This window comes from Streptomyces sp. NPDC040545, assembly GCF_055595065.1.
This window is the reverse complement of record NZ_JBVIWA010000006.1, coordinates 1-20,031: the sequence shown is the minus strand read 5'-3', so window position 1 is coordinate 20,031 and position 20,031 is coordinate 1. Positions and strand designations below refer to the sequence as shown.

Here is a 20,031-nt window from a genome sequence, read left to right as displayed (position 1 = left end):
CGCCGTCACAGGTCCCGCCGCATGCAGACGCGCGGCCACCGGTCCAGGCCGTGCGCCGCCTCGCGCTCACGGATCTCCCGCAGGCCAGGAGTGAGCCCCGCGTCCGCCAGCGGCCGGAAGCCGCAGCGCGCGTAGTACGGGGCGTTCCACGGGACCTCGGTGAAGGTGGTGAGGGTCAGGGCGGGCGCGCCCTCGCGCCTGGCGAACTCCGCCAGGTGCTCCAGCAGCCCCCGGCCGAGCCCGCGGCGCGCGCGGTCCGGATGGACGGACACCTGCTCGACGTGCAGGTTGCCCTCGACGCGCTCGGCGATCAGGTAGGCGCCCGGCGGGTCGTCCCCGTCGACCGACACCCAGGCCAGCCCGGCCCGTTGGTAGGGGGCGAGCTCGTCGGGCGTCAGCGGCTCGTCGTCGGCGATCTCCGGCATGCCGATGTCCCGGAAGCAGTGCCCGGCGGCCCTCTCGATGTCCTGGAGGACCGTCAGCTCGTCCAGCCGTGCTGTGCGGATAGCCATGGCCGCATTGTCGCGGGCGGCCCGTCCGAGGGCATCCGATTATCGGACCTCCGGCCGTGCTCCGCTCGCCCGGGCCGGGTTCTGTGCTCCGTCCGAGTTCTCTTGGGTGCCCGTTCGGCCGCAGCGCCGAGCGAATGATCATTATTTCGGCGCGGCATCGCTTTGATACGGCTATGCCACGAATGCGACGGAGACGACCGACCAAGGCGTGGGGCGCCGTGGCTGCGGTGACGGGGGCCATGCTGGTCGTCGCCGCAGCGCCGGGCCGGGCGCCCGATGCGGACACTGCGCAGGGGACCCTCCCGGGCCCGCCGCGGGAGGCCGCGGTCACCCTGCTGGTCGGGAGAGTGCTGGAGGAGGGCGGTGGATCCGGCGACGGGTCGTGCCCGGTGCGCATGTTCCGCCCCGGGCTGTGCAGCGGCTGGCAGGAACAGCGGGTACGGGCCACCGCGCGCGGGGTGGGATCCGTCGTGAAGGAGCCCTCCCTCGGCGGCGCGGCGCGGACCGCTCGGACCGAGGTGCTCCCCACGGATTCCGGCGGGCCGCTTCAGATCGCCCTCGCGGAACCGGGCCGCCTCACGGACGTGACCGTACGCGACGGGCACGGCCGCCATCTCGCCGGCGAGCTCGCCCCGCACAGCGAGCGCTGGCTGAACACCGAGTCGCTGCGGGCGGGCGAGACCTACACCGTGCAGGTCGGCGCCCTGGACGCGGACGGGACCGCGGTCGGGGTGACCATGGCGTTCCGGACCGCGCCGCCCTCGGACGGGGGCAGGCTGACGGCCGAGTTCGGGCCGGGCCCCGGCACGTACGGAGCGGGGGAGATCGTGACGGCGAGCCTCAGCCGCCCGGTGCCCGCCGACGACCTCCCGGCCCGCGCGCGGCTGGAGCGGGCACTGCAGGTGACCTCCGAGCCGCATGTCGAGGGCGCGTGGCACTGGGTCGACGAATCGACCCTGCACTTCCGGCCGCGTACGTACTGGCCCGCCCACACCGTCGTCCGCGTCCGCAGCGGTCTCGACGGGATCCAGGTCGGGGACCACGACTACGGCGGCCCCTCCGACGCGGTGCAGTTCACCATCGCGGACCGGATCGAGGCCGTCACCGACTCCGCCACCCACCGGATGACCGTACGCCGCAACGGGCGGGTCATCAGGACGATCCCGGTCACCACCGGCAAGGCGGGCTTCAGGACCCGCAGCGGCATCAAGGTCGTGCTGCGCAAGGAGCCCAAGGTCCGGATGCGCGGTGACACGGTCGGCATCAAGCGCGGCACCAGCGAGTTCTACGACCTGCCCGTCTCCTACGCGACCCGGGTGACCTGGAGCGGCGAGTACATCCACGCGGCGCCCTGGTCGGTCGAGTCGCAGGGCGAGGAGAACGTGAGCCACGGCTGCACGGGCATGAGCACCGAGGACGCCGCCTGGTTCTTCGAGACCGTCCGCGAAGGAGACATCGTGGAGGTGGTCAACAGCGGCGGGGCGAAGATGGCCCCCTTCGACAACGGCTTCGGCGACTGGAACGTGGACTGGCGGACCTGGCTGGCGGGCAGCGCCCTGGCCGCCGTCGACGGGAGTCCGGAGGGCTCACCGGCCGCCCCCGTCGCGTCCAGGCTGCACCCGACCACCTGAGCCCCCCCGGAGGCGGCTCGGACCGGGCCGGCTCGGGGCCGGGACGGACCGGACTACGATCACCACATGATCAAGGGAGTGATGTTCGACTTCTCCGGCACGCTGCTGCGCGTCGAGTCGACCGAGGAGTGGCTCGCCGCCGCCCTCGCGGAAACCGGCATCCCGCTGACCGAGGAGGAGTTCGGCGAGACGGCGCGGCGGCTGACCGAGTACGGCGCACTGCCCGGCGGACCGTCGCCCCGGCACCTGCCGGCGCACCTCGAAACCCTGTGGGAGCAGCGGGACCTCAGCGCCGAGCAGCACCGGGCCGCCTACGGCGGCCTGACCCGCGCTGCCGGGATCACGGACCCGGAGCTGGCGCGGGCGCTCTACGACCGCCACATGACCCCCGCCGCCTGGCGCCCCTACCCGGACACCGGGCCCACCCTGCGTGCCCTGCGCCGCCGGGGGCGCCCGGTGGCCGTGGTCAGCAACATCGGATGGGACCCGCGGCCGGTCTTCCGCACGCACGGGCTCGACGAGCTGGTCGACGCCTACGTGCTCTCCTTCGAGCTGGGCACTCAGAAGCCCGATCCGGTGATCTTCCGGACCGCCTGCGACCGGCTGGGTCTGGCTCCCGCCGAGGTGCTGATGGTCGGCGACAGCCGCGAGGCGGACGGCGGCGCGCGGGCACTCGGCTGCCCGGTGCACTTCGTCGACCACCTCCCGGTCGACCGGCGGCCCGGCGCGCTGGCCCCGCTGCTGGACCTGCTCGGGCCCGCGTAGCGGTCGGCCCGTACGGGCTTCCGTGGGCCTCCCTGGGTCTGGGCGGGCCTCTTCCCTGGGTCTGGGCGGGCCTCCGCGGGTCTGGGCGGGTCTGCGCGGCCGGTCCGTGGAGGCCCTGGCGGCGGCCGACACACCTCGCGGCCCGACTGTGGCGGCCGCACACATGGGAGCGGCCCGCGGGTGTCCCGGATGATTCCGGGCATGACGAGCGGATACCCTCCCGTACCCCACGGACCAGCTGCCGCTGCCGCGGCCATCGACCTGGCGGGCCGTACCGCCCTGGTGACCGGCGCCGGCGGCGGTATCGGCCGGGCCTGCGCCTCGGCGCTCGCCGCGGCCGGGGCCCACGTACACGTGGTGGACAAGGACGCCGCCACCGCGAAGGCCGTCGCCGAGACGATCGGCGGGCAGGCGCACGTGGTGGACCTTTCCCGGGAGGAGACGGTCGGGGAGCTGCCGGCCGACGTCGACATCCTGGTCAACAACGCCGGGCTGCAGCACGTCGCCCCGCTGACCGAGTTCCCGCCGGACCGCTTCGCACTCATGCAGCGCGTGATGGTGCACGCGCCGTTCCTGCTGATCCGCCGGACCATGCCCCACATGCGCGCACGCGGCTGGGGCCGGATCGTCAACATCTCCAGTGCGCACGGGCTGCGCGCCAGCGCGTTCAAGGCCGGCTACGTGACCGCGAAGCACGCACTCGAAGGGCTGAGCAAGGTCGCCGCCGCCGAAGGGGCCCCGCACGGCGTCACCAGCAACTGCGTGAACCCCGCCTACGTCCGCACGGCACTGGTCGAGCGGCAGATCGAGGCCCAGGCCGCCGCTCACGGCATCGACGCCGCCGAGGTGGTGTCCGAGGTACTGCTGAGCCGCTCCGCGGTCAAACGGCTGATCGAACCGGAGGAGGTCGCCGCAGCCGTCCTGTGGCTCTGCGGCCCGCACACCGGCTACGTCACGGGTGCCTCGATCCCCCTGGACGGTGGCTGGACCGCCACCTGACCCCCGGCGCGGCGGTCAGGAGCCGGGCCGGGCGCCCGTGACGCGGTCCCACTGGGAACGGGTGGCTCCGAAGCCGCTCTCGTGCACCCAGACATGGGTGCATCCGGGGCACTGGAGGTGAAGCATGCTGCCGGTGTTGGTGAGCAGGTAGCGCCAGTGGGTGGAGCAGGTGCGCCGCTGCTCGCACGGTTCGCAGCCGCGCGCGTCCGCGCACTTCGGGCAGGCCACCCAGGCGCGGCGCCCGGGGTCGGCCTGCGGGTCAAGCGGCAGCACGGCCGTCTCCGCGCGGAGGCAGCACACCGGCCGCCACCAGGTCGTCGTAGAGGCGCTGCTGTTCCGCGTCGAGCCCGGAATAGAGCAGGTCGTAGGCGGCCTCCTCACCGAGGAGCACCTCCATCGGATCCCAGTCCGGGCCGAGGGCCGCCATCACCTGGGCGCGCCGGAGCACCTCCTGCGAGGTGAGGTCGACGGCGAAGTCGACCAGCTCGGACGCGTCGGAGGCACCAGGGGTACCGGAGGCACCAGGGGTACCGGAGGCGTCGGAGGGAGGGGTGGGGTCGTGGGGGGCCATACATCGAAGTTAGGTAGCCCTTCCTTCTCCGGTCAAGGGAGGGTGGGCGGAGTCACAGTCCGCTGGTCAGGGGGTGTGCGGGCCAGGGGATGCCGCGCCCGACGGGGCCGCGGGCCCGGGAGGGTGACGTGACAAATGTAATGGCCTGTCAAGGTGCTTCTCGGTCTGGAGGTTGATGCCTGGTTCGTCCGGACGAAGGAGGCCCCGGCGCGGGTCGGGAACGAACAATGGAAGGGACCAAGATCGCCGGGCCCCACCGGGCCACCGACGAGGAGCCGCCGTGCCCCACACCCGTCCTGCCGACCGCCCCGCACCCCGACTGCGCCGTGCCGCCTCGGTCACCGCCGTCGCCTTGGCCCTGCTGGCGGGCCTCGCACCGGCCGCGAGCGCCACAGTCCGTGAAGCGCCGACCACCTACGGCCAGGACGCCGACCGGCACCTCGACCGGACGCGGCTGCAGGCGGGGCTGAAGGCGATCCAGGAGGCGGGCGTGTACGGCGTCTACTCCGGGGTCCGCGACGGACGCGAACGCTTCGACGGCGCCGCCGGCCTCGCCGACACCGCCACCGGGCGCAAGGTCCGGCCCGACCTCCGGCACCGCGTCGGCAGCGTCACCAAGACGTTCACCGCCGTGGCCGTCCTCCAGCAGTCCGCGAAGGGCCGGCTGGACCTGGACCGGCCGGTCGGCGACTACGTGCCCGAGCTGCTGCCCGGCGAGCGCGGCCGCAAGGTGACCGTGCGCATGCTCCTGAACCACACCAGCGGCATCCACGACTACATAGGCGACGCCTTCCCCTCCCTCCTGAAGGGGACCACGGAGAGCCTGGACGAGCACCGGTACCGCACGATCAAGCCCGCCGAGCTGATCGGCTACGGGGTGGCCCGGCCGCAGCAGTTCGAACCCGGCACCGACTGGTCCTACTCCAACACCAACTACGTGCTGCTCGGCGAGGTGCTCCGCAAGGTGACCGGCCAGGACCCGGAGCAGGTGATCACGCGGGACGTGATCCGGCGCGTGGGGTTGCGTGACACCTATTTCCCCGGCACCGACCCGCGCATCCGCGGCGCCCACGCCCGCATGTACGAGAACTTCTACGGGCTCATCGACCCCCCGCGCGACTACAGCGACTACAACATGACCTGGGCCGGAACCGCCGGGGCCCTCGTCTCCACCTCGCAGGACCTCAACACCTTCTACCGCGCCCTGCTGGGCGGCGACCTCCTCCCGCGCCGCCAGCTGGACCAGATGCGCACCACCGTCGACGTCAAGGACAAGAAGACGGGCGCCGTGGTCATGCGCTACGGCCTCGGCATCTACTCCATGGACACGCCGTGCGGCCCGGCCTGGGGCCACGACGGCGGAGTCTGGGGCGCCGGCACCTGGGCCCTGTCCAGCCCGGACGGCAGCCGTCAGTTCGCCGTCGGGTACAACCTGATGAAATACCAGCGTGTCAACGCCGCCGGCACCGACTTCGACCCGCATCCGGCCGACGCCGCCATGCGGGACTACCGCGACCGGGCCCTCTGCGGCACCACCGCGCCGCGCACCCCGGACCCGGCCGCGAAGAACCGTTCCGCCGAGACCCCGTCGGCCGAGGCCCCGGTCGCCCCGCGCGCACTGCCCCCGATCATGCCGGCGCTCCCCGGACCGCTGTCGGGTCCCGTTCGCTGATCGGCCACGGGTGCGCCGCCGTCCGGGTCCTTGCGGATCCGTGACGTGCGGGGGCGGGCACGGACGTGGGGGCCGGTGCCGGGGCCGCGGGCTTCCGGAGAACGTGCAGCCGTGTTCGTCGGCTTCCAGGGGGGCGCGACAACCGCTCCCCGAGCCACGAGACCGGCACCGGCGCCCGCCCCGCCCGGCCTCAGGCCCCGGGGAAGTGGACGTCGTAGCGGTCCTGGTGGGGCAGCAGTTCCTCGAACCCCGCCAGCCCGTGCTGGATGCGTCCCAGCGTCCGGAAGTAGCCGAAGCGCTCCACCCCGGGGGTCAGCACGACGAGGAGCTCGGCGCCCCCGCCCGGCGCCGGGCCGAACGCGTGCGTCAGCCCGGGCGGTACGAGGACCAGCCCGCCTTCCGCCACCCGCACGGACTCGGCGCCGAGCAGGAAGTCCGCGGCCCCGCCGAGCACGTAGAAGAGCTCGGTGGACCGGGTGTGGAAGTGCCGCGGCGCCCCGGCCGACCCCGCGCCCAGGCTGAGCCGGTTCACCCCGGCCGCGCCACCGTCGGCCAGCAGCCGGAAGGCCCCCGAGCGGGGCAGCGGCACCTCCTCCGCGTCCGCCGCCCGCACCACGAGCGCCGTGCCCGCGACCTGTCCCTGGTGCTGTCCCATCCGCTGTCCTTCCGCCGCTTCCGTCCGTCGTACCGACCGCTCCATTCGAGCAGGGCAACAGCCGCCGAACCAGCGCCGTTTCGCACGTACAGTCATCTCCGATCGTGATGGGTCGGGGCGGGGAGGGCCGCGGATGGAACTGCGTCAGCTGCGGTATTTCGTGGCGGTCGCCGAGGAAGGGGGCTTCGGCCGGGCCGCCGAGCGACTCCACACCGTCCAGTCCGCGGTGAGCCGCCAGATCGGCCTGCTGGAGCGGGAACTGGGCCTGGTGCTCTTCCACCGCACCACCCGCCGGGTGGGCCTCACCGGCGCCGGCGAGCGGCTGCTCCCGGAGGCGCGGGCGGTGCTCGCCGCGGCCGCCCGCACCCGGGGGGTGGCCGCCGAGGTAGCGGCGGGGGCGAGCGGTGTGCTCAGGCTGGGCACGGTGCAGGGGCCCGGGGACCGGGTCCACCGGCTGCTGGAGGAACTCGCGGCCCGCGCGCCCGGGCTCCAGGTACGGCCGGTGCGGCTGCCGGTGACCGAGCGGCTCGCGGCGGTGCGTTCCGGGGAGCTGGACGCGGCGCTCGTCCGGGCCTTCCCCGAGGCCCCCGGCCTGGAGCTGCTGCCGCTGTGGCGGGACCGGCTGTACGCGGCCCATCCGGCCGCTGACCCGGCCGGCCCTGACCACCTACCTGGCGGTGCTGCCCGGGCCTCCCGGACCGGCGCTGCGCCAGTTGCTGGCGGCGACGGCCGCCCGCGCACCGGAGATCGGGGCCCGCACCGCCGATGCGGTTGACCGAATCACGACCCACCGTGTCCGGCCGGGGAAGTGATGTTCACGATCAACGGCAACCTGACCCCGGCCTGGATGTTCTTCTGACCCCTCCCTGGACTTACTAGCCGGCGGCAGCCGGCAGGGTCAGTTCGAAGCGGCAGCCGCCGGAGACGTTGTGGACGTTCGCGTGGCCCGCGTGGGCCTCGACGATGCCCCGGACGATCGCCAGGCCCAGGCCCGCACCCGAGGGAGGGGTACGGGCCGGGGTGCCGCGCCAGCCCGTGTCGAAGACGCGCGGGAGATCCTCCTCGGGGATGCCTCCGCAGGCATCGGTGACCGAGAGCACCACGGAGTCCGCGCGGCGTTCGGCGGCGATCGCGACCGTCCCGTCGGCCGGTGTGTGGCGGATGGCGTTGACCAGGAGGTTGGACAGCACCCGGGTCATCTCCTTGCCGTCCACCTCCACCGGCAGCGAGGCGACCCCCTCGCCCACCAGCCGTACGCCGTGCTCGCGGGCGAGCGCGTCGGTGCCGGCCAGGGCGTCGCCCACCAGGTCATGGAGGGACATCCGGGTCAGGGTGAGGGACAGCGCGCCCGCGTGGATGCGGGAGAGTTCGAAGAGGTCGCCGACCATGGAGTTGAGACGGTCGACCTCGGTGCGGATCTGCCGGTGGTAGCGGGCGGGATCGGCCGCCATGCCGTCCTCCAGCGCCTCCGACATGGCGCGCAGCCCGGCCAGCGGGGTGCGCAGATCGTGCGAGATCCAGGCCACGAGCTCGCGCCGCGAGGCCTCCAGGGCCCGCTCGCGCTCGCGGGACGCGGCCAGCCGTTCGCTGGTGAGGGCCAGTTCGTCGCTCAGTGCCGTCAGTTCGGCGGGAGCGGGCACGGTCGGCGCCGCGAACGTACCCTCCTCCCCGAAGACCCGGGCCGCGCCGACGAGTTCCCGGCAGCGCCGGACGACCTGGCGGCCCAGCAGCAGCGCGGTGGCCATCGAGACGGCCGCGGCCGTCGCGACGACCATGGTCACGACGGCCAGGTCGTGGGAGGACAGGAACATCGCCCACGCCACGGTCAGCGTTCCGGCGAGCATCGCGGACACGGCGACCGCGGCGACGATCGCGAGGGAGACGGCGACGCTGCGCCGGCGCAGTACCCGCAGCGCCACGGCCCCGAGCAGTCCGGCGACGCCCGCGCCGAGGAGCGCGTACAGGGCGATCAGCAGAAAGTCACGCATGGCCGTCCTCCGTCCGGAAGGCGTGCTCGGCCGCGGTGTCCGGGGCCGGCTCGAAGCGGTAGCCGGCACCCCAGACGGTCCGGATCAGCTGCGGGCTCCCCGGATCATCCTCGATCTTGCCGCGCAGCCGCCGGACGTGCACGGTGACCGTCGACAGGTCGCCGAAGTCCCAGCCCCAGACCTCGCGCATCAGCCGCTCCCGGTCGCATACCTGGCCGGGGTGGCGCAGGAAGTAGGCGAGGAGATCGAACTCCCGCAGGGTGAGCGCGAGCTCCCGGCCCTCCTTGTGGACCCGGCGGGCCGCCGGGTCCAGCACCAGGCCCGCCACCGCGAGCCGCGGACCGCCCTCCGGACCGCCCTCCGGGGCACCGGCCGGCGTGCCGGCCTGCGCCCGGCGCAGTACGGACCGCACCCGCAGCACGAGCTCCCGCGGACTGAAGGGCTTGGTCACGTAGTCGTCCGCGCCCACCTCCAGGCCCAGGATCCGGTCGTCCTCGTCGCCGCGTGCGGTGAGCATGATGACGGGGACGGGCCGGCCGCCGTTCTCCCCGGCCCGCAGCCGGCGGCAGACCTCCAGGCCGTCCATCCCGGGGAGCATCAGGTCGAGGACCATCAGGTCGGGGCGGTGCTCCTCGGCGGCACGCAGGCCGGCCGGCCCGTCCGCCGCCAGGCGCACCGTGAATCCGGCCCGCTCCAGGTACCCGGCCACCACTTCCGAGACGGTCGGATCGTCGTCGACGACCAGAACGCTGCCCTGGACGCCGACGGGTCCCTCGTTCGTACTGTCCACATTGCTCACTGCCATGACCCCAGGCTGTCACCTGCCCGCGCCCGGGTGTGGCGCGGACCCCCTCCCGTGGGACGGCGTCCGTGTTTCGTAAGGTCTGCGGGCCCCTTTTCCCCGGTCCCCATTCCTACGGTGTGGAGGGTGACTTCATCAGCTTGTGCTCCGCCCCGCGCGGACCTCGTACTGCCGTGCCTCGACGAGGCGCAGGCGCTTCGCGCTCCTCACCCCCGGCTACTCCTCGTACGCGCTGCCCCTGATCGCCCTGGACGGACGCCGGGAATGGATCGGCATCGCCCTCGCGGGCGCGGCCGTCTACCTCCTCGCCCCGGTCCTCGGCCACCGGCCGGCGCTGAGCGCGAGCGCGTACGGCGCCGCGGTCCTCGTCGTCCTGGCGGCCGCGGCGGTCCGCCGGCGGCGCGGATCCGGCCGGGCCCGGCCCACTCGTCCGCCGGTGGACCGGCGCCACGAGCGGGTCAGGAACTCGTGAGGATGACGAGCTGCTGTGTCGCACGGGTCATCGCGACATAGCGGTCGACCGCTCCTTCGATCCCCGTACCGAAGGTCTGCGGGTCGACGAGGACCACGAGGTCGAACTCCAGCCCCTTCGACAGCCCGGGGGTCAGCGACCGGACCCGGGAGGTCTCCCGGAAGGCGCCGGCCCCGATGCCGCCGGCCCCGATACCGTCGGCGCCGATGACACAGGCGACCCCGTCGGCGTGCGCGTCCAGCCAGCCGTCGAGGACCGAGTCCAGATCCGCGACGGATCCGTGCACGACGGGAACGCCGCTGCTGCGGACGGAGGCCGGCACGTTGGCGTCCGGGAGCGCTTCCCGGATGGCCGGCTCCGCCACCGCCATGACCTCCTCGGGCGTCCGGTAGTTGATGCTCAGGGAGGCCACGTCGACCCGGTCGAACCCGATCCGCTCCAGCCGCTCCCGCCACGACTCCGTGAACCCCTGCCGGGCCTGGGCGCGGTCCCCGACGATGGTGAAGCTGCGCGACGGGCAGCGCAGCAGCAGCATCTGCCACTCCGCGTCGGTCAGTTCCTGAGCCTCGTCCACGACGATGTGCGCGAACGGTCCGGCGAGCAGGTCCGGGTCCGCGCCGGGCAGCGCGCCCTCGTCGATCAGGCTGTCCTGCAGGTCCTTGCCGCGCAGCATCGTCACGGCGCCCTCGCCGTCGTCGTCGGCCGCGAGCAGGTCGTCGATGACCCCGGCCATGCGCTCACGTTCGGCTGCCACCGCGGCGCCCCGCCGCCGCAGCCGACGCGCCGACTCCGGGTCGCCGAGCCGCTGCCGCGCCGCGTCCAGGAGCGGCAGGTCGGACACCGTCCAGGCCTGGGCGTCCGCGCGCTGCAACCGCGCCACGTCCTCACGGCCGAGCCAGGGGGCGCACATCCGCAGGTAGGACGGTACCGACCACAGGTCCCCGACGAGATCGGCCGCATCGATCGTCGGCCACGCGCGGTCGAGCGCAGCGACCAGCTCCTCGTCGTACCGCAGCGATCTGCGCAGCAGGTCGGGCGAGAGGTCCTCGTCGTCGAACTTGTCGAGCAGGATCGTCAGCAGCTCCTCCCAGATCAGCTCGCGCGCCTCGTTGTGCGCGGTACCCGCGGCCGCCTCGAACGCCTCGGCCCAGTCGTCCGGGCTCAGCCAGACGTCGGCCCAGGGGGTGGTGACCGTCATCCCCTCGGCGGGCGGCTCCTCGTAGATCCGGACGGCCTTCTCGATCGCCTTCACCATGTCCGCGGAGGACTTCAGGAACGCCACCCGCGGGTCGGCCTCGGCCTCGGCCGAGGCCCCCTCGGCGACGAGGTCCCGCACGGTGCAGGTCTGCACGCCCTCCTCACCGAGGCTGGGCAGCACATCGGCGACATAGGCCAGGTAGGGCTGGTGCGGACCGACGAACAGCACACCGCCCCGACGGTGACCGAGGCGAGGGTCGCAGTAGAGGAGATGCGCGGAGCGGTGCAGGGCCACGACGGTCTTGCCCGTGCCCGGACCGCCGTCGACGACGAGGGCGCCGCGCGAACCCGCGCGGATGATGGCGTCCTGGTCGGACTGGATGGTGGCGAGCACGTCACGCATCCGCGGCGACCGGCTGCTGCCCAGCCCGGCGATGAAGGCGGACTGGTCGTCGAGCGCGGCGTGCCCCTCGAAACCGTCGGCGGTGAACACCTCGTCCCAGTAGTCACCGATCCGGCCGCGGGTCCAGCGGTACCTGCGGCGGCTCGCCAGCCCCATCGGGCTGGCGTGGGTCGCGGCGAAGAACGGCTCGGCCGCGGGCGAGCGCCAGTCGATCAGCAGCCGGTTCCCCGCGCCGTCGGTGAGGCCGAGCCGCCCGATGTACACGGGCTCGGGGTCGTCCTCGCCGACCATGCGCCCGAGGCACAGGTCCAACCCGAAGCGCCGCAGGGTCCGCAGACGGCCGGTCAGCCGGTGGATCTCCACGTCCCGGTCCATCGCCTCCCGGCCCAGGCCGCCGGGGGCCCTGCGCAGCGCCTCCAGGCGGTCGGACAGCTCGGCGATCGTCTGTTCGAGGCTCTGCGCGACGGCCGCGAAGTGCTTCTCGTCGCCGCCGATCAGCGCGGGGTCGGCCTTGGGGGAGAGGCGGGCGGGAAGGTCGAACGCACTGGTGGTAATCAGGGAGTTCATATCAGCAGCTCCGATCTGCGGTGGTGGCACCCGCCAACTCATCGAACGACCCGTCAACCGACAACAGCACACGCACTATGGGGATCTCCCGTTTCCGCAGGTCCTGGCTTCGAGGAGCGATTCTGCGGTACGGGTGGGGCCTTGCCGCAAGCCCCCCTGTGCGTTATAACTTGAGAGTGGAAAGGAGTGGGTGCTCCTCCCTTCCCTTGGTCGTCCGCTCCGTACGGACGTCCTCCCCGCCGAGTGGCAGCGCGCAGCGCGCCCGCCCCGGTCTCTCCTCCCGCCTGCTGAACCCGCGGAACCGCCGCGTTCATTCGTACGGCCGAACTACGGATGCCGCCCCCGGTGCGCCGGGGCAGGCTGTGGGGCAAGGGGAGCCGCCTGCTCCGGCGCAGGTTCAGCGTCATCCACCGATCCTCCGGGATCCACGGCTCCCGACCCCGTAGGAGGTCAGCCATGCAGGGTGACGAAAGCGCGGGCGAACTCGCGGCGCTGCGGGCCAGGGTCGCCGCCCTGGAATCGGAGGCCGCGCGGCGGACTCCGCCCAAGCACCGGATGAAGTCGCTGCTGTCCGCACTGCTGATCATCATCGGCTGCGTGCTGGCCCCGCTCGGCATCGTCGCGTCCTGGACCTCCAGCATCGTGGGGAACACGGACCGCTACGTCTCCACCGTCGCCCCACTGGCCTCCGACCCCGATGTGCAGGCGGCCGCCGCGAACCGGGTCACGGCCGCCCTGATGGAGCACCTCGACCTCGCCACCCTCCTGGAGGACGTGGCCCCCGACCAACGGCCGCTGCTCCAGAAGGCACTGGGCAAGCTCGGCGGCTCGCTGGAGGGCGCGGTCAGCAGCTTCGTCAAGGAGAAGGCGCAGGACGTCATCGCCTCGGACCAGTTCGAGACGATCTGGACCAACGCCAACCGCACCATCCACACCTCGCTCGTCAAAGCCCTCACCGGCAGCGGTGACGGCGCGGTGGAGATCAAGAACGACGCGGTGACCATCGACCTCGCACCGGTGATCGAACAGGTCAAAACGCGGCTCGTGGACGCCGGGATGGGCGTCGCGGCCAAGATCCCCGAGATCCACACCGACTTCACCGTCGTACAGTCCAACGACATCGGCCGGGTCAAGACCGGCTTCCGGCTGCTCCAGATCCTCGGCGTATGGCTGCCGATCATCGCCGTAGTGCTCGTCGCCGCGGGCGTCCTGCTCTCCGCCCACCGGCGCCGCATCCTGGTCACCGCGGCCCTCGCGGTGGCGTTCTCCGTCGCGGTCCTCGGCCTCGGGCTGACCGTCTTCCGTACCGTCTACCTCAACGCGCTCCCGGACACCGTCTCCCAGGCCGCGGCCGGCTCCGTCTACGACGCGATGATCCGCCTGCTGCGCACGACGATCCGGATGGTCGTGGTCCTGGGCATCGTGATCGCCCTCGCCGCCTGGCTCTCCGGCCCGGGCAAGTACGCCACGGCCGCCCGCCAGATCTGGCACTCCGGCATCGTCGCCACCCGCGCCACGGCCGACCGGCTGGGCCTGCGCACCGGTCCGGTCGGCCCGTTCATCCGGCGCCACCGGGCCTGGTTCACCTGGGGCCTGGTCGCGATCGCCGTCATCGTCTACGTCCTGTGGTCCTACCCCACCGGCTGGGTGGTCGTGGGCCTCGCCCTCGCCCTGCTCTTCGCCCTCGCGGTCACGGACTTCCTCGCCGAGGACACCACCGCCCCCGTCGAGGGGACGACCCCGAGTCCGCACCCGTCATGACGGGGCGCCGTCCGGCCCGTGCGCCGCGGACGGCTGGGCCGCCGGGATGCGCTGGGTGAAGAAGAGGGCGAGCAACGCCGCCAGAGCGAGGAGGGCGAGTGCGGCCCGCAGCCCTTCGATCCGTGCCTTCTCGTTCGCGTCGAGCGCCGCCTGGGCGACCACCGGGTCCGTGCCCGCCTCTTCGAGGGCCGTGGTGAGCTGCTCGTCCGACAGGAACGGGGCGCTCCCGGCGAGGGCGGTGTGCGTGCGGGTCTTGACGTCGGCCGGGATCGCCGGGTTCTGGTCGATGGTGGTGAGGAACGAACTCGTCAGCACGGCGATCATGATCGACCCGGCGAGGGCGGTGCCGATCGAGGCGCCGAGGTTGGTGACGGTGTTCTGGATGCCGCCGACCTCGGCGCTCTTCTCGTCCGGTACGGCCGACACGGTGACGGCCCCGAGCTGGGAGGCGAGCAGTCCGATCCCGAGCCCGATGAGCAGCATGGGTACGGTGACGACCTCCGCGCCGGAATCCGGGGTGAGGGCGGCCAGCAGAATGACGGCGCCGGCGAACATCGCCAGGATTCCCCACCGCACGACGCGCCGGGGCGATGCGTTCGGGATGAACCTGGGGACCCCGATCGCGGCGGCGAGCAGCGTGATGGAGAGCGGAAGGATCAGCGCGCCCGTGTGGAGGGCGGACAGGCCGAGCGCCACCGACAGGTAGAGCGGGACGACGAAGAACACGCCCATCTGCACGAGGTACTGGAAGAGGAACATCGTCAGTCCGCCGGAGAGCTGCCGGTTCTTCAGCAGATCCGGTTCGACGAGCGGTTCGACACCCCGCGCCACCAGGCGTGCCTCCCAGCGGAAGAACAGCCACACCAGCATCAGCCCGGCCATCACCAGCCAGACGACGGGCGAGACGCCGAACCACGAGGGGCCCCCGGCCTTGGGACGGAACCAGCCCCATTCGCTGGTCCGCAGGATGCCGAACACGAACAGCCCGATGCCCGCGGCGGACAGGATCGCGCCGAGTACGTCGATCCGCGGCCGGTGGTCCGGGGGCGCGTCGGCGATCGGGCGGGCCAGCAGCAGGATGACGAGGACCATCACGACCTCCCCGGCGAACACCCAGCGCCAGGAGAAGAAGGTGGTCGCGGCGCCGCCGATCAGCGGTCCGACCGCGATCGCCACGGCTGCCGCCGCCGCGACCAGGCCGTAGGCGGCGGGCCGTTGCTCCTTGCCGAAGTTGGAGGCGACCAGCGCCACGATCGCGGGCAGGATCAGCGCCGCTCCCACGCCCTCCAGGAACGACCAGCCCAGCAGCAGGACCGTCAGGTTCGGAGCGAGCGAGGTCGTGAGGGACCCCAGTCCGTAGATGACGCAGCCGATCAGGAACGCCCGTTTGCGGCCGATGAGCGCGCCGACCTTGCCACCGGTGATCATGAGCATCGCCATCACCAGCGTGTAGGCCGTGATCGCGCCCTGCATACCGCTCACCGTGGTGCCGATGTCCTCCGCCACCGTGGCGATCGAGACGTTCATGACCGAGCTGTCCAGGGCCATCAGGAACTGCCCGGCCGCGAGTGTCAGCAGGATGAGCTTGGTGTTCCCCGCGTTCCCGGCCGCCCCGGCCGGTCCCGCCTTCGCCGCTGTCATGCGCGCAGACTGCCATGGCGGCGTGAGGCGGCCGGGCACCTCGCCCGCCGTGTCAGCCGTGTCAGCCGACTGGCCGAAGCGCCGGAGCGCGGGCCCGGTCCGGTCCGGTCCGGCTCAGGCCGCGACGGCGGTCACCCGGCCGGACGCGATGGCGTCCACCAGACGCTGGTGGTCGCGCTCGTTGAGGTCGGCGTAGCTCTCCGCGAACCGTACGAGCGCCCGGTCGAAGACATCGCCACCGCCCAGGTAGGCCGCGATGGCGATCCGGTCGCCGGACCGGGCGTGCGCCCGTGCCAGGGTGACACCGCACAGGCCGGCGAAGACCCGCATACCGCGTGGCACCATCCGGGCTGGTTCCGCGATGCCCTTCCAGTCGCGCAGCTGGCGTACGTAGAAGTCCCGTTCGACGCCGTCGATCCCCTGCGTCTGCTGCCAGCCGAGGAAGATGTCGCTCGCGGCCTGCATCAGCCGCTGACCCGCCACGACCCGCTCGCCCCCGGTGGCGTACCCGCTGGCGCCCACGTACGGGGCGAGCACCGATTCACCGGCCTCCTTGGCCTGCAGGATCAGTGGATCGTCGCCGTCGCGGCCCAGCAGCAGGACGATCCAGCACCGCGTGCCGACGCTGCCGACACCCACCACCTTGCGGGCCATGTCGACGATGGAGTACTGCCGCAGCAGGTGTCTGCGGTCCGTCTGGAGACTGTCCCCGTACCGCCCGACGAGGTCCCGGATCTGGTCCTCGATCACGTCGCGCTCCTGACCCGGCAGCAGTTCGGAAGCCGGTGTGATCAGCTGCGGCACGGCGGCGAAGCGGCGGCGTCCGTCGACCACCTCGGTGAGCTTCTCGAACGCCTGCAGGCTGTCGTGCCCGCGCGCCTTGCTCAGCGCCTCGGACAGGTTCTTGCGGCCGCGGGTTTGGAGGGCGCCCTCCGCCACCGCCTGGAGGTGCGACTCGTCCACCCTCGCGTACCAGACGTCGAGGTTGCGCATCTGGGCGAAGGTACGCATCTGTTCGCGGTAGCCGGCGACCGCCGATGTCACGATCGACGCGCGCTCGCGCTCGGAGTAGCCGTTCTCCCGCCCGGCGATGACCAGGCTGGTCGCGAGCCGCTTGACGTCCCATTCCCACGGTCCGGGCAGCGTCTCGTCGAAGTCGTTGATGTCGAACAGCAGGTTCCGCTCCGGGGAGCCGAGCAGCCGGAAGTTCAGCATGTGCGCGTCGCCGCACAGCTGGACCCGGATACCCGAGTCGGGTGTGCCGGCCAGATCGCCGGCCATGATCGCGGCGGCGCCCCGGTAGAAACGGAACGGCGACTCCGCCATCCGGCCGTAACGGATCGGCACCAGCTCCTGCAACCGGGTGGCGGACTGCCGCTCGATGACATCCATAGGATCCAGTCGGTCGGCCGACGGCTCGAAGTCTCCGTGGGCGGATCTCGGAGAGGCGGCCCGGGCGGCCCGGCCGTTCACGGCCCGGTCCTCGGGGGAGAGCCGGGGACCACCGTCCGTCGCCGTCGCCGTCGCCGTCGCCGTCGTGGCCGCGGTCGCCGTCGTGGCCGCGGTCGCGTCCGTGTCGCGCATCGTCATCGTCGTCGACCTCCCGGCCCCCAGGACCCCCGCCTCCCAGCATCGCACTCACCCCACACCGCTGCCCCACGGGCACCGCCGCCGTTCCTCAGTCACGCTCCTGCCGGATCCTGCCCGGCACCGGGCTGCCCAGCCGCCCGGCCAGGTACGGCTCCTGCGCGAGGGCCGCGCCCAGGGTGATGCCGGCGGCGACGGCCACGCACAGCACGATCAGCCACGACAGGATGACGAACACCGAGCCGGTGGACCCGTACGTGGCGAGCGAGCGGTTGAGGGCGATCGGCATGTAGACCCGCGCGCCCAGCGACAGCGCGGTCACCGCGACGGCGGTGATGAGGGCGCCGGGCAGCAGCGGGGGCCACCGGATCACCCCGCCCAGCAGCAGGTGCTGGCTCCACCACCAGGCCGCCGTCTGCACGAGGAGCGTGAGGGGGATGCCGAGCCACAGGCCGAGTCCGAATCCGTCGCGGACCGGCCCCTGGAAGATCAGCAGGACCGTCCAGGCGGCAATCCAGGCGAACCAGCGCCAGATCGCGATCCGCGTCCCGCCCCGCGGGATCTGCCAGGCACGCTTGCACAGCCGCTGCATGGCACGGCTCACCGCGGTCGCGGACAGCAGCACGATCACGGCGCCGACCGCTCCCACCGCGTTGCGGATGTCGTCCTCGCCGGATCCGTCGAACACGTCGCCCAGCTGATCGCTCGCCTGACCGGTGAGCCCGAACATCGTGCGTACGGAGGAGACCAGCTGGTCGCGTACCTCTTCAGGGGCGAACGAGGCGACGACGAAGAGCAGGGGCACGGCGGTCAGGAAGCACTGGGCGGCCAGCCGGGTGGCGGAGTCGAAGATGTTCACGCCGATCATGCGCTCCGTGACATGGGTGATCACGGGGAACCGGGTCTCGGCCCGCTCCTGCGTTCGTTTGGCGGCCGCGACCAGCTCTCGGGAGCGCTTGCGCCACCGTGCCTTGCGCTCCGACCACATCAGCGGCCCGCAGCGGAGCGCGGCACGGACCGCGGATCCGGGGTCGTCGTCATGGCGGCCTCCTTCGTCTGCGTCCAGGTTGGTGGACGCGGACCAGGGCGGCATCTCGATGGGCAAAAGGTGTCGGAGCCCGGTGCGGTGCGTAGTGTCGTATGTCGTCGCACGATTGGGGCGCCATGGTCCTCGACCTCATGCTGATCGCGCTGGCCATCGCCCTCTACCCGCTGCCCTTGATGGCGTTCATCCTCGTGGTGTCCTCGCCCAGAGGCGTATGGAAGGGGCTGGCCTTCCTCCTGGCCTGGCTGGCCAACCTCGTCGCGGTGATCGCGATCGTGCTGGCGCTGACCGGCGGCCAGCCCCCGGCGCCCCGGTCCCCGCCCGGCGTGGCGGCGCTCGCACTCAAGCTGGCCATCGGGGTGGGACTGGTGGTCTACGGGGTACACCGCTACCGCCGCCTGAAACTGAAGGCAGCCCGGGACACCACCCCGAAGCCCTCCCACGTGGACGTCGGCTCGGTGTGGGCCGCGGCGGGCCTGGCCGTGCTGATCCAGCCCTGGGGCATGGTCGCGGCGGGCGCGACGACCGTGATCGAGGCCGACACCTCGCACGCGACCACGTTCATCGCCCTGTTCGGCTTCTGCCTGCTGGCCAGCTCCGGCCTGCTGGCCGCGGAGCTGTACATGGTGTTCGCACCGGAGGCCGCCCAGGACCGGCTGCTGCGGATGCGCACGTGGATGGAGGGGCACAAGGACGAGGCCATCGTGTTCGTCTGCCTGCTGCTCGGCCTGTGGCTGACCGGGCAGAGCATCTACGAGCTGACGGGTTGACCGGCCGGCGGGACCGGCCAGACATGCGGGGGCGCGGGCGGCGTGCTGGAATGAAAAGACCTTCCCCCCTCTCTGCGACAGGAGCTGCCATGAGCAGCGAGACCGAGCCGCGAGCCGATTTCGGCGACATCGACGAACTCGGCCCGGTCGACTACATCGTGGTCGAGTTCCCGGGCAACCGGATGACCGGCGAGGGGTTCCCGATCCTCGTCGACCTCGTCGACCGGGGCATCATCCGCATCTTCGACTTCGCCTTCATCCGCAAGGAGGAGGACGGCACGGTGACCGCGCTGGAACTCCAGGACCTCGGTGGCGGCGAGGTCGACCTCACCGTGTTCGAGGGGGCGTCGTCCGGCCTGCTCGACGACGGCGACATCCAGGAGGCGGCCGCCGCCCTGGAACCCGGGAGCTCGGCCGGGGTCATCGTGTACGAGAACACCTGGGCGGCGCCTTTCGCCCGTGCCCTGCGACGCGGCGGAGCGCAGCTCGTGGCCGCCGGAAGGATTCCCGTGCAGGCCCTGCTGGCGTCGCTGGACGCCCTGGAGGAACCGCCCGCCGGAGAATGAAGCCCACACAGCCTGGAGATGAGCATCATGCCCGGACTCCTTCGCGGGGTCGCCCGCACCGCCGTCATCGCGGGCACCGCCACCGCGGTGTCCAACCGTGTGTCCCGCCGCCAGGGCGGCCGATGGGCGCAGCAGGAAGCCCAGCAGCAGGCCCAGCAGGAAGCCCAGCAGCAGGCGGCGGCACCCCCGCCCCCGCCCCCGCCTCCGCCCGCCGCGGCGCCGGCCGACGACATGACCACCAAGATCGAACAGCTGAAGCAGCTCAGCACCCTCAAGGAACAGGGCGTGCTGACCGAGACGGAGTTCGCCGAGCAGAAGCGCCGGCTGCTGGGCTAGGCCGTGTTTTAGGTAGCTCGGGCGGCCAGCCACTTGGTGAGGTCGCCCGCGATGCGGTCGTTGCTGGTCTCGACGGTCACGTCGTGTTCGC

20 protein-coding genes are annotated in these 20,031 nt (G+C 72.5%); 10 read left to right on the top strand and 10 right to left on the bottom strand.

The window, feature by feature from the left end:
• Nucleotides 1–5: 5 nt before the first annotated feature.
• Nucleotides 6–512: a GNAT family N-acetyltransferase gene (locus ACZ573_RS14205; RefSeq protein WP_471303397.1), complete on the bottom strand. Its 507-nt coding sequence runs from the start codon at nt 510–512 to the stop codon at nt 6–8.
• Nucleotides 513–730: 218 nt separating this feature from the next.
• On the opposite strand from ACZ573_RS14205, the gene ACZ573_RS14200 reads away from it, so the two are divergent.
• From ACZ573_RS14200 to ACZ573_RS14190, 3 genes are all read left to right on the top strand, one after another.
• Complete coding sequence (locus tag ACZ573_RS14200; RefSeq protein WP_471303394.1) at nt 731–2,143, top strand: L,D-transpeptidase; 1,413 nt, start codon at nt 731–733, stop codon at nt 2,141–2,143.
• A 66-nt stretch (nt 2,144–2,209) separates the two neighbouring features.
• Nucleotides 2,210–2,908: an HAD family hydrolase gene (locus ACZ573_RS14195; RefSeq protein WP_471303392.1), complete on the top strand. Its 699-nt coding sequence runs from the start codon at nt 2,210–2,212 to the stop codon at nt 2,906–2,908.
• A gap of 201 nt (nt 2,909–3,109) precedes the next feature.
• Nucleotides 3,110–3,907, top strand: coding sequence for a 3-hydroxybutyrate dehydrogenase (locus ACZ573_RS14190; protein WP_471303390.1), 798 nt, complete (start codon nt 3,110–3,112; stop codon nt 3,905–3,907).
• A 15-nt stretch (nt 3,908–3,922) separates the two neighbouring features.
• Here ACZ573_RS14190 and ACZ573_RS14185 read toward each other — a convergent pair whose 3' ends face one another.
• Nucleotides 3,923–4,180 carry a hypothetical protein gene (locus tag ACZ573_RS14185; protein ID WP_471303388.1) on the bottom strand — a complete coding sequence of 86 codons (258 nt, stop codon included), beginning with the start codon at nt 4,178–4,180 and terminating at the stop codon, nt 3,923–3,925.
• Nucleotides 4,167–4,478, bottom strand: coding sequence for a DUF6400 family protein (locus tag ACZ573_RS14180; RefSeq protein WP_471303386.1), 312 nt, complete (start codon nt 4,476–4,478; stop codon nt 4,167–4,169). Before ACZ573_RS14180 ends, ACZ573_RS14185 begins: the two co-directional genes overlap by 14 nt.
• Nucleotides 4,479–4,758: 280 nt before the next feature.
• Between ACZ573_RS14180 and ACZ573_RS14175 the strand changes: the two genes are divergently transcribed.
• Nucleotides 4,759–6,150: a serine hydrolase domain-containing protein gene (locus ACZ573_RS14175; protein WP_471303383.1), complete on the top strand. Its 1,392-nt coding sequence runs from the start codon at nt 4,759–4,761 to the stop codon at nt 6,148–6,150.
• 190 nt (nt 6,151–6,340) lie between these two features.
• On the opposite strand, the gene ACZ573_RS14170 is transcribed toward ACZ573_RS14175, so the two are convergent.
• Nucleotides 6,341–6,805 (bottom strand): cupin domain-containing protein, encoded by a 465-nt coding sequence (locus ACZ573_RS14170; protein WP_471303381.1) that lies wholly within the window; start codon nt 6,803–6,805, stop codon nt 6,341–6,343.
• Between the two features lie 133 nt (nt 6,806–6,938).
• Here ACZ573_RS14170 and ACZ573_RS14165 point away from each other — a divergent pair, with 133 nt between their 5' ends.
• Nucleotides 6,939–7,580 carry a LysR family transcriptional regulator gene (locus ACZ573_RS14165; RefSeq protein WP_471303378.1) on the top strand — a complete coding sequence of 214 codons (642 nt, stop codon included), beginning with the start codon at nt 6,939–6,941 and terminating at the stop codon, nt 7,578–7,580.
• A gap of 100 nt (nt 7,581–7,680) precedes the next feature.
• Here the strand turns inward: ACZ573_RS14165 and ACZ573_RS14160 are convergent, their stop codons facing one another.
• Together ACZ573_RS14160 and ACZ573_RS14155 are read right to left on the bottom strand one after the other, a co-directional pair.
• Nucleotides 7,681–8,793, bottom strand: a complete 1,113-nt coding sequence (locus tag ACZ573_RS14160) for a sensor histidine kinase (protein WP_471303376.1) — start codon at nt 8,791–8,793, stop codon at nt 7,681–7,683.
• The gene (locus ACZ573_RS14155) at nt 8,786–9,598 is read right to left on the bottom strand and encodes a response regulator transcription factor (protein ID WP_471303373.1); all 813 of its coding nucleotides are present in this window, start codon (nt 9,596–9,598) and stop codon (nt 8,786–8,788) included. Before ACZ573_RS14155 ends, ACZ573_RS14160 begins: the two co-directional genes overlap by 8 nt.
• Nucleotides 9,599–9,737: 139 nt before the next feature.
• Here ACZ573_RS14155 and ACZ573_RS14150 point away from each other — a divergent pair, with 139 nt between their 5' ends.
• Nucleotides 9,738–10,067 (top strand): hypothetical protein, encoded by a 330-nt coding sequence (locus ACZ573_RS14150; protein ID WP_471303370.1) that lies wholly within the window; start codon nt 9,738–9,740, stop codon nt 10,065–10,067.
• Here the strand turns inward: ACZ573_RS14150 and helR are convergent.
• Entirely contained in the window at nt 10,054–12,234 is a 2,181-nt protein-coding gene (gene helR, locus ACZ573_RS14145; protein ID WP_471303367.1) for an RNA polymerase recycling motor ATPase HelR, read from the bottom strand. The two genes, ACZ573_RS14150 and helR, sit on opposite strands and share 14 nt — an antisense overlap.
• A 456-nt stretch (nt 12,235–12,690) precedes the next feature.
• Here helR and ACZ573_RS14140 point away from each other — a divergent pair, with 456 nt between their 5' ends.
• Nucleotides 12,691–13,995, top strand: a complete 1,305-nt coding sequence (locus ACZ573_RS14140; protein ID WP_471303365.1) for a hypothetical protein — start codon at nt 12,691–12,693, stop codon at nt 13,993–13,995.
• Here the strand turns inward: ACZ573_RS14140 and ACZ573_RS14135 are convergent.
• From ACZ573_RS14135 to ACZ573_RS14125, 3 genes are all read right to left on the bottom strand, one after another.
• Nucleotides 13,990–15,636 carry an MFS transporter gene (locus tag ACZ573_RS14135; protein ID WP_471303363.1) on the bottom strand — a complete coding sequence of 549 codons (1,647 nt, stop codon included), beginning with the start codon at nt 15,634–15,636 and terminating at the stop codon, nt 13,990–13,992. The genes ACZ573_RS14140 and ACZ573_RS14135 overlap by 6 nt on opposite strands.
• Nucleotides 15,637–15,750: 114 nt before the next feature.
• Entirely contained in the window at nt 15,751–17,226 is a 1,476-nt protein-coding gene (locus tag ACZ573_RS14130; RefSeq protein WP_471303360.1) for a DUF2252 domain-containing protein, read from the bottom strand.
• A gap of 88 nt (nt 17,227–17,314) precedes the next feature.
• Nucleotides 17,315–18,316, bottom strand: coding sequence for a YhjD/YihY/BrkB family envelope integrity protein (locus ACZ573_RS14125; protein ID WP_471303358.1), 1,002 nt, complete (start codon nt 18,314–18,316; stop codon nt 17,315–17,317).
• 71 nt (nt 18,317–18,387) lie between these two features.
• Between ACZ573_RS14125 and ACZ573_RS14120 the strand changes: the two genes are divergently transcribed.
• From ACZ573_RS14120 to ACZ573_RS14110, 3 genes are all read left to right on the top strand, one after another.
• Complete coding sequence (locus ACZ573_RS14120; protein ID WP_471304069.1) at nt 18,388–19,038, top strand: GAP family protein; 651 nt, start codon at nt 18,388–18,390, stop codon at nt 19,036–19,038.
• An 89-nt stretch (nt 19,039–19,127) separates the two neighbouring features.
• Nucleotides 19,128–19,604 carry a DUF6325 family protein gene (locus ACZ573_RS14115; protein ID WP_471303355.1) on the top strand — a complete coding sequence of 159 codons (477 nt, stop codon included), beginning with the start codon at nt 19,128–19,130 and terminating at the stop codon, nt 19,602–19,604.
• Nucleotides 19,605–19,631: 27 nt separating this feature from the next.
• The gene (locus ACZ573_RS14110) at nt 19,632–19,940 is read left to right on the top strand and encodes an SHOCT domain-containing protein (protein WP_471303352.1); all 309 of its coding nucleotides are present in this window, start codon (nt 19,632–19,634) and stop codon (nt 19,938–19,940) included.
• The last annotated feature ends 91 nt before the right edge of the window (nt 19,941–20,031 follow it).

What these genes read in the sequence shown, in the direction of transcription:
- helR (WP_471303367.1), bottom strand. Translation starts at nt 12,234, where the DNA reads ATGAACTCCCTGATTACCACCAGTGCGTTCGACCTTCCCGCCCGCCTC.
- ACZ573_RS14160 (WP_471303376.1), bottom strand. Translation starts at nt 8,793, where the DNA reads ATGCGTGACTTTCTGCTGATCGCCCTGTACGCGCTCCTCGGCGCGGGC.
- ACZ573_RS14135 (WP_471303363.1), bottom strand. Translation starts at nt 15,636, where the DNA reads ATGACAGCGGCGAAGGCGGGACCGGCCGGGGCGGCCGGGAACGCGGGG.
- ACZ573_RS14170 (WP_471303381.1), bottom strand. Translation starts at nt 6,805, where the DNA reads ATGGGACAGCACCAGGGACAGGTCGCGGGCACGGCGCTCGTGGTGCGG.
- ACZ573_RS14130 (WP_471303360.1), bottom strand. Translation starts at nt 17,226, where the DNA reads ATGACGATGCGCGACACGGACGCGACCGCGGCCACGACGGCGACCGCG.
- ACZ573_RS14180 (WP_471303386.1), bottom strand. Translation starts at nt 4,478, where the DNA reads ATGGCCCCCCACGACCCCACCCCTCCCTCCGACGCCTCCGGTACCCCT.
- ACZ573_RS14125 (WP_471303358.1), bottom strand. Translation starts at nt 18,316, where the DNA reads ATGCCGCCCTGGTCCGCGTCCACCAACCTGGACGCAGACGAAGGAGGC.
- ACZ573_RS14120 (WP_471304069.1), top strand. Translation starts at nt 18,388, where the DNA reads ATGGTCCTCGACCTCATGCTGATCGCGCTGGCCATCGCCCTCTACCCG.
- ACZ573_RS14155 (WP_471303373.1), bottom strand. Translation starts at nt 9,598, where the DNA reads ATGGCAGTGAGCAATGTGGACAGTACGAACGAGGGACCCGTCGGCGTC.
- ACZ573_RS14195 (WP_471303392.1), top strand. Translation starts at nt 2,210, where the DNA reads ATGATCAAGGGAGTGATGTTCGACTTCTCCGGCACGCTGCTGCGCGTC.
- ACZ573_RS14110 (WP_471303352.1), top strand. Translation starts at nt 19,632, where the DNA reads ATGCCCGGACTCCTTCGCGGGGTCGCCCGCACCGCCGTCATCGCGGGC.
- ACZ573_RS14140 (WP_471303365.1), top strand. Translation starts at nt 12,691, where the DNA reads ATGCAGGGTGACGAAAGCGCGGGCGAACTCGCGGCGCTGCGGGCCAGG.
- ACZ573_RS14115 (WP_471303355.1), top strand. Translation starts at nt 19,128, where the DNA reads ATGAGCAGCGAGACCGAGCCGCGAGCCGATTTCGGCGACATCGACGAA.
- ACZ573_RS14165 (WP_471303378.1), top strand. Translation starts at nt 6,939, where the DNA reads ATGGAACTGCGTCAGCTGCGGTATTTCGTGGCGGTCGCCGAGGAAGGG.
- ACZ573_RS14205 (WP_471303397.1), bottom strand. Translation starts at nt 512, where the DNA reads ATGGCTATCCGCACAGCACGGCTGGACGAGCTGACGGTCCTCCAGGAC.
- ACZ573_RS14190 (WP_471303390.1), top strand. Translation starts at nt 3,110, where the DNA reads ATGACGAGCGGATACCCTCCCGTACCCCACGGACCAGCTGCCGCTGCC.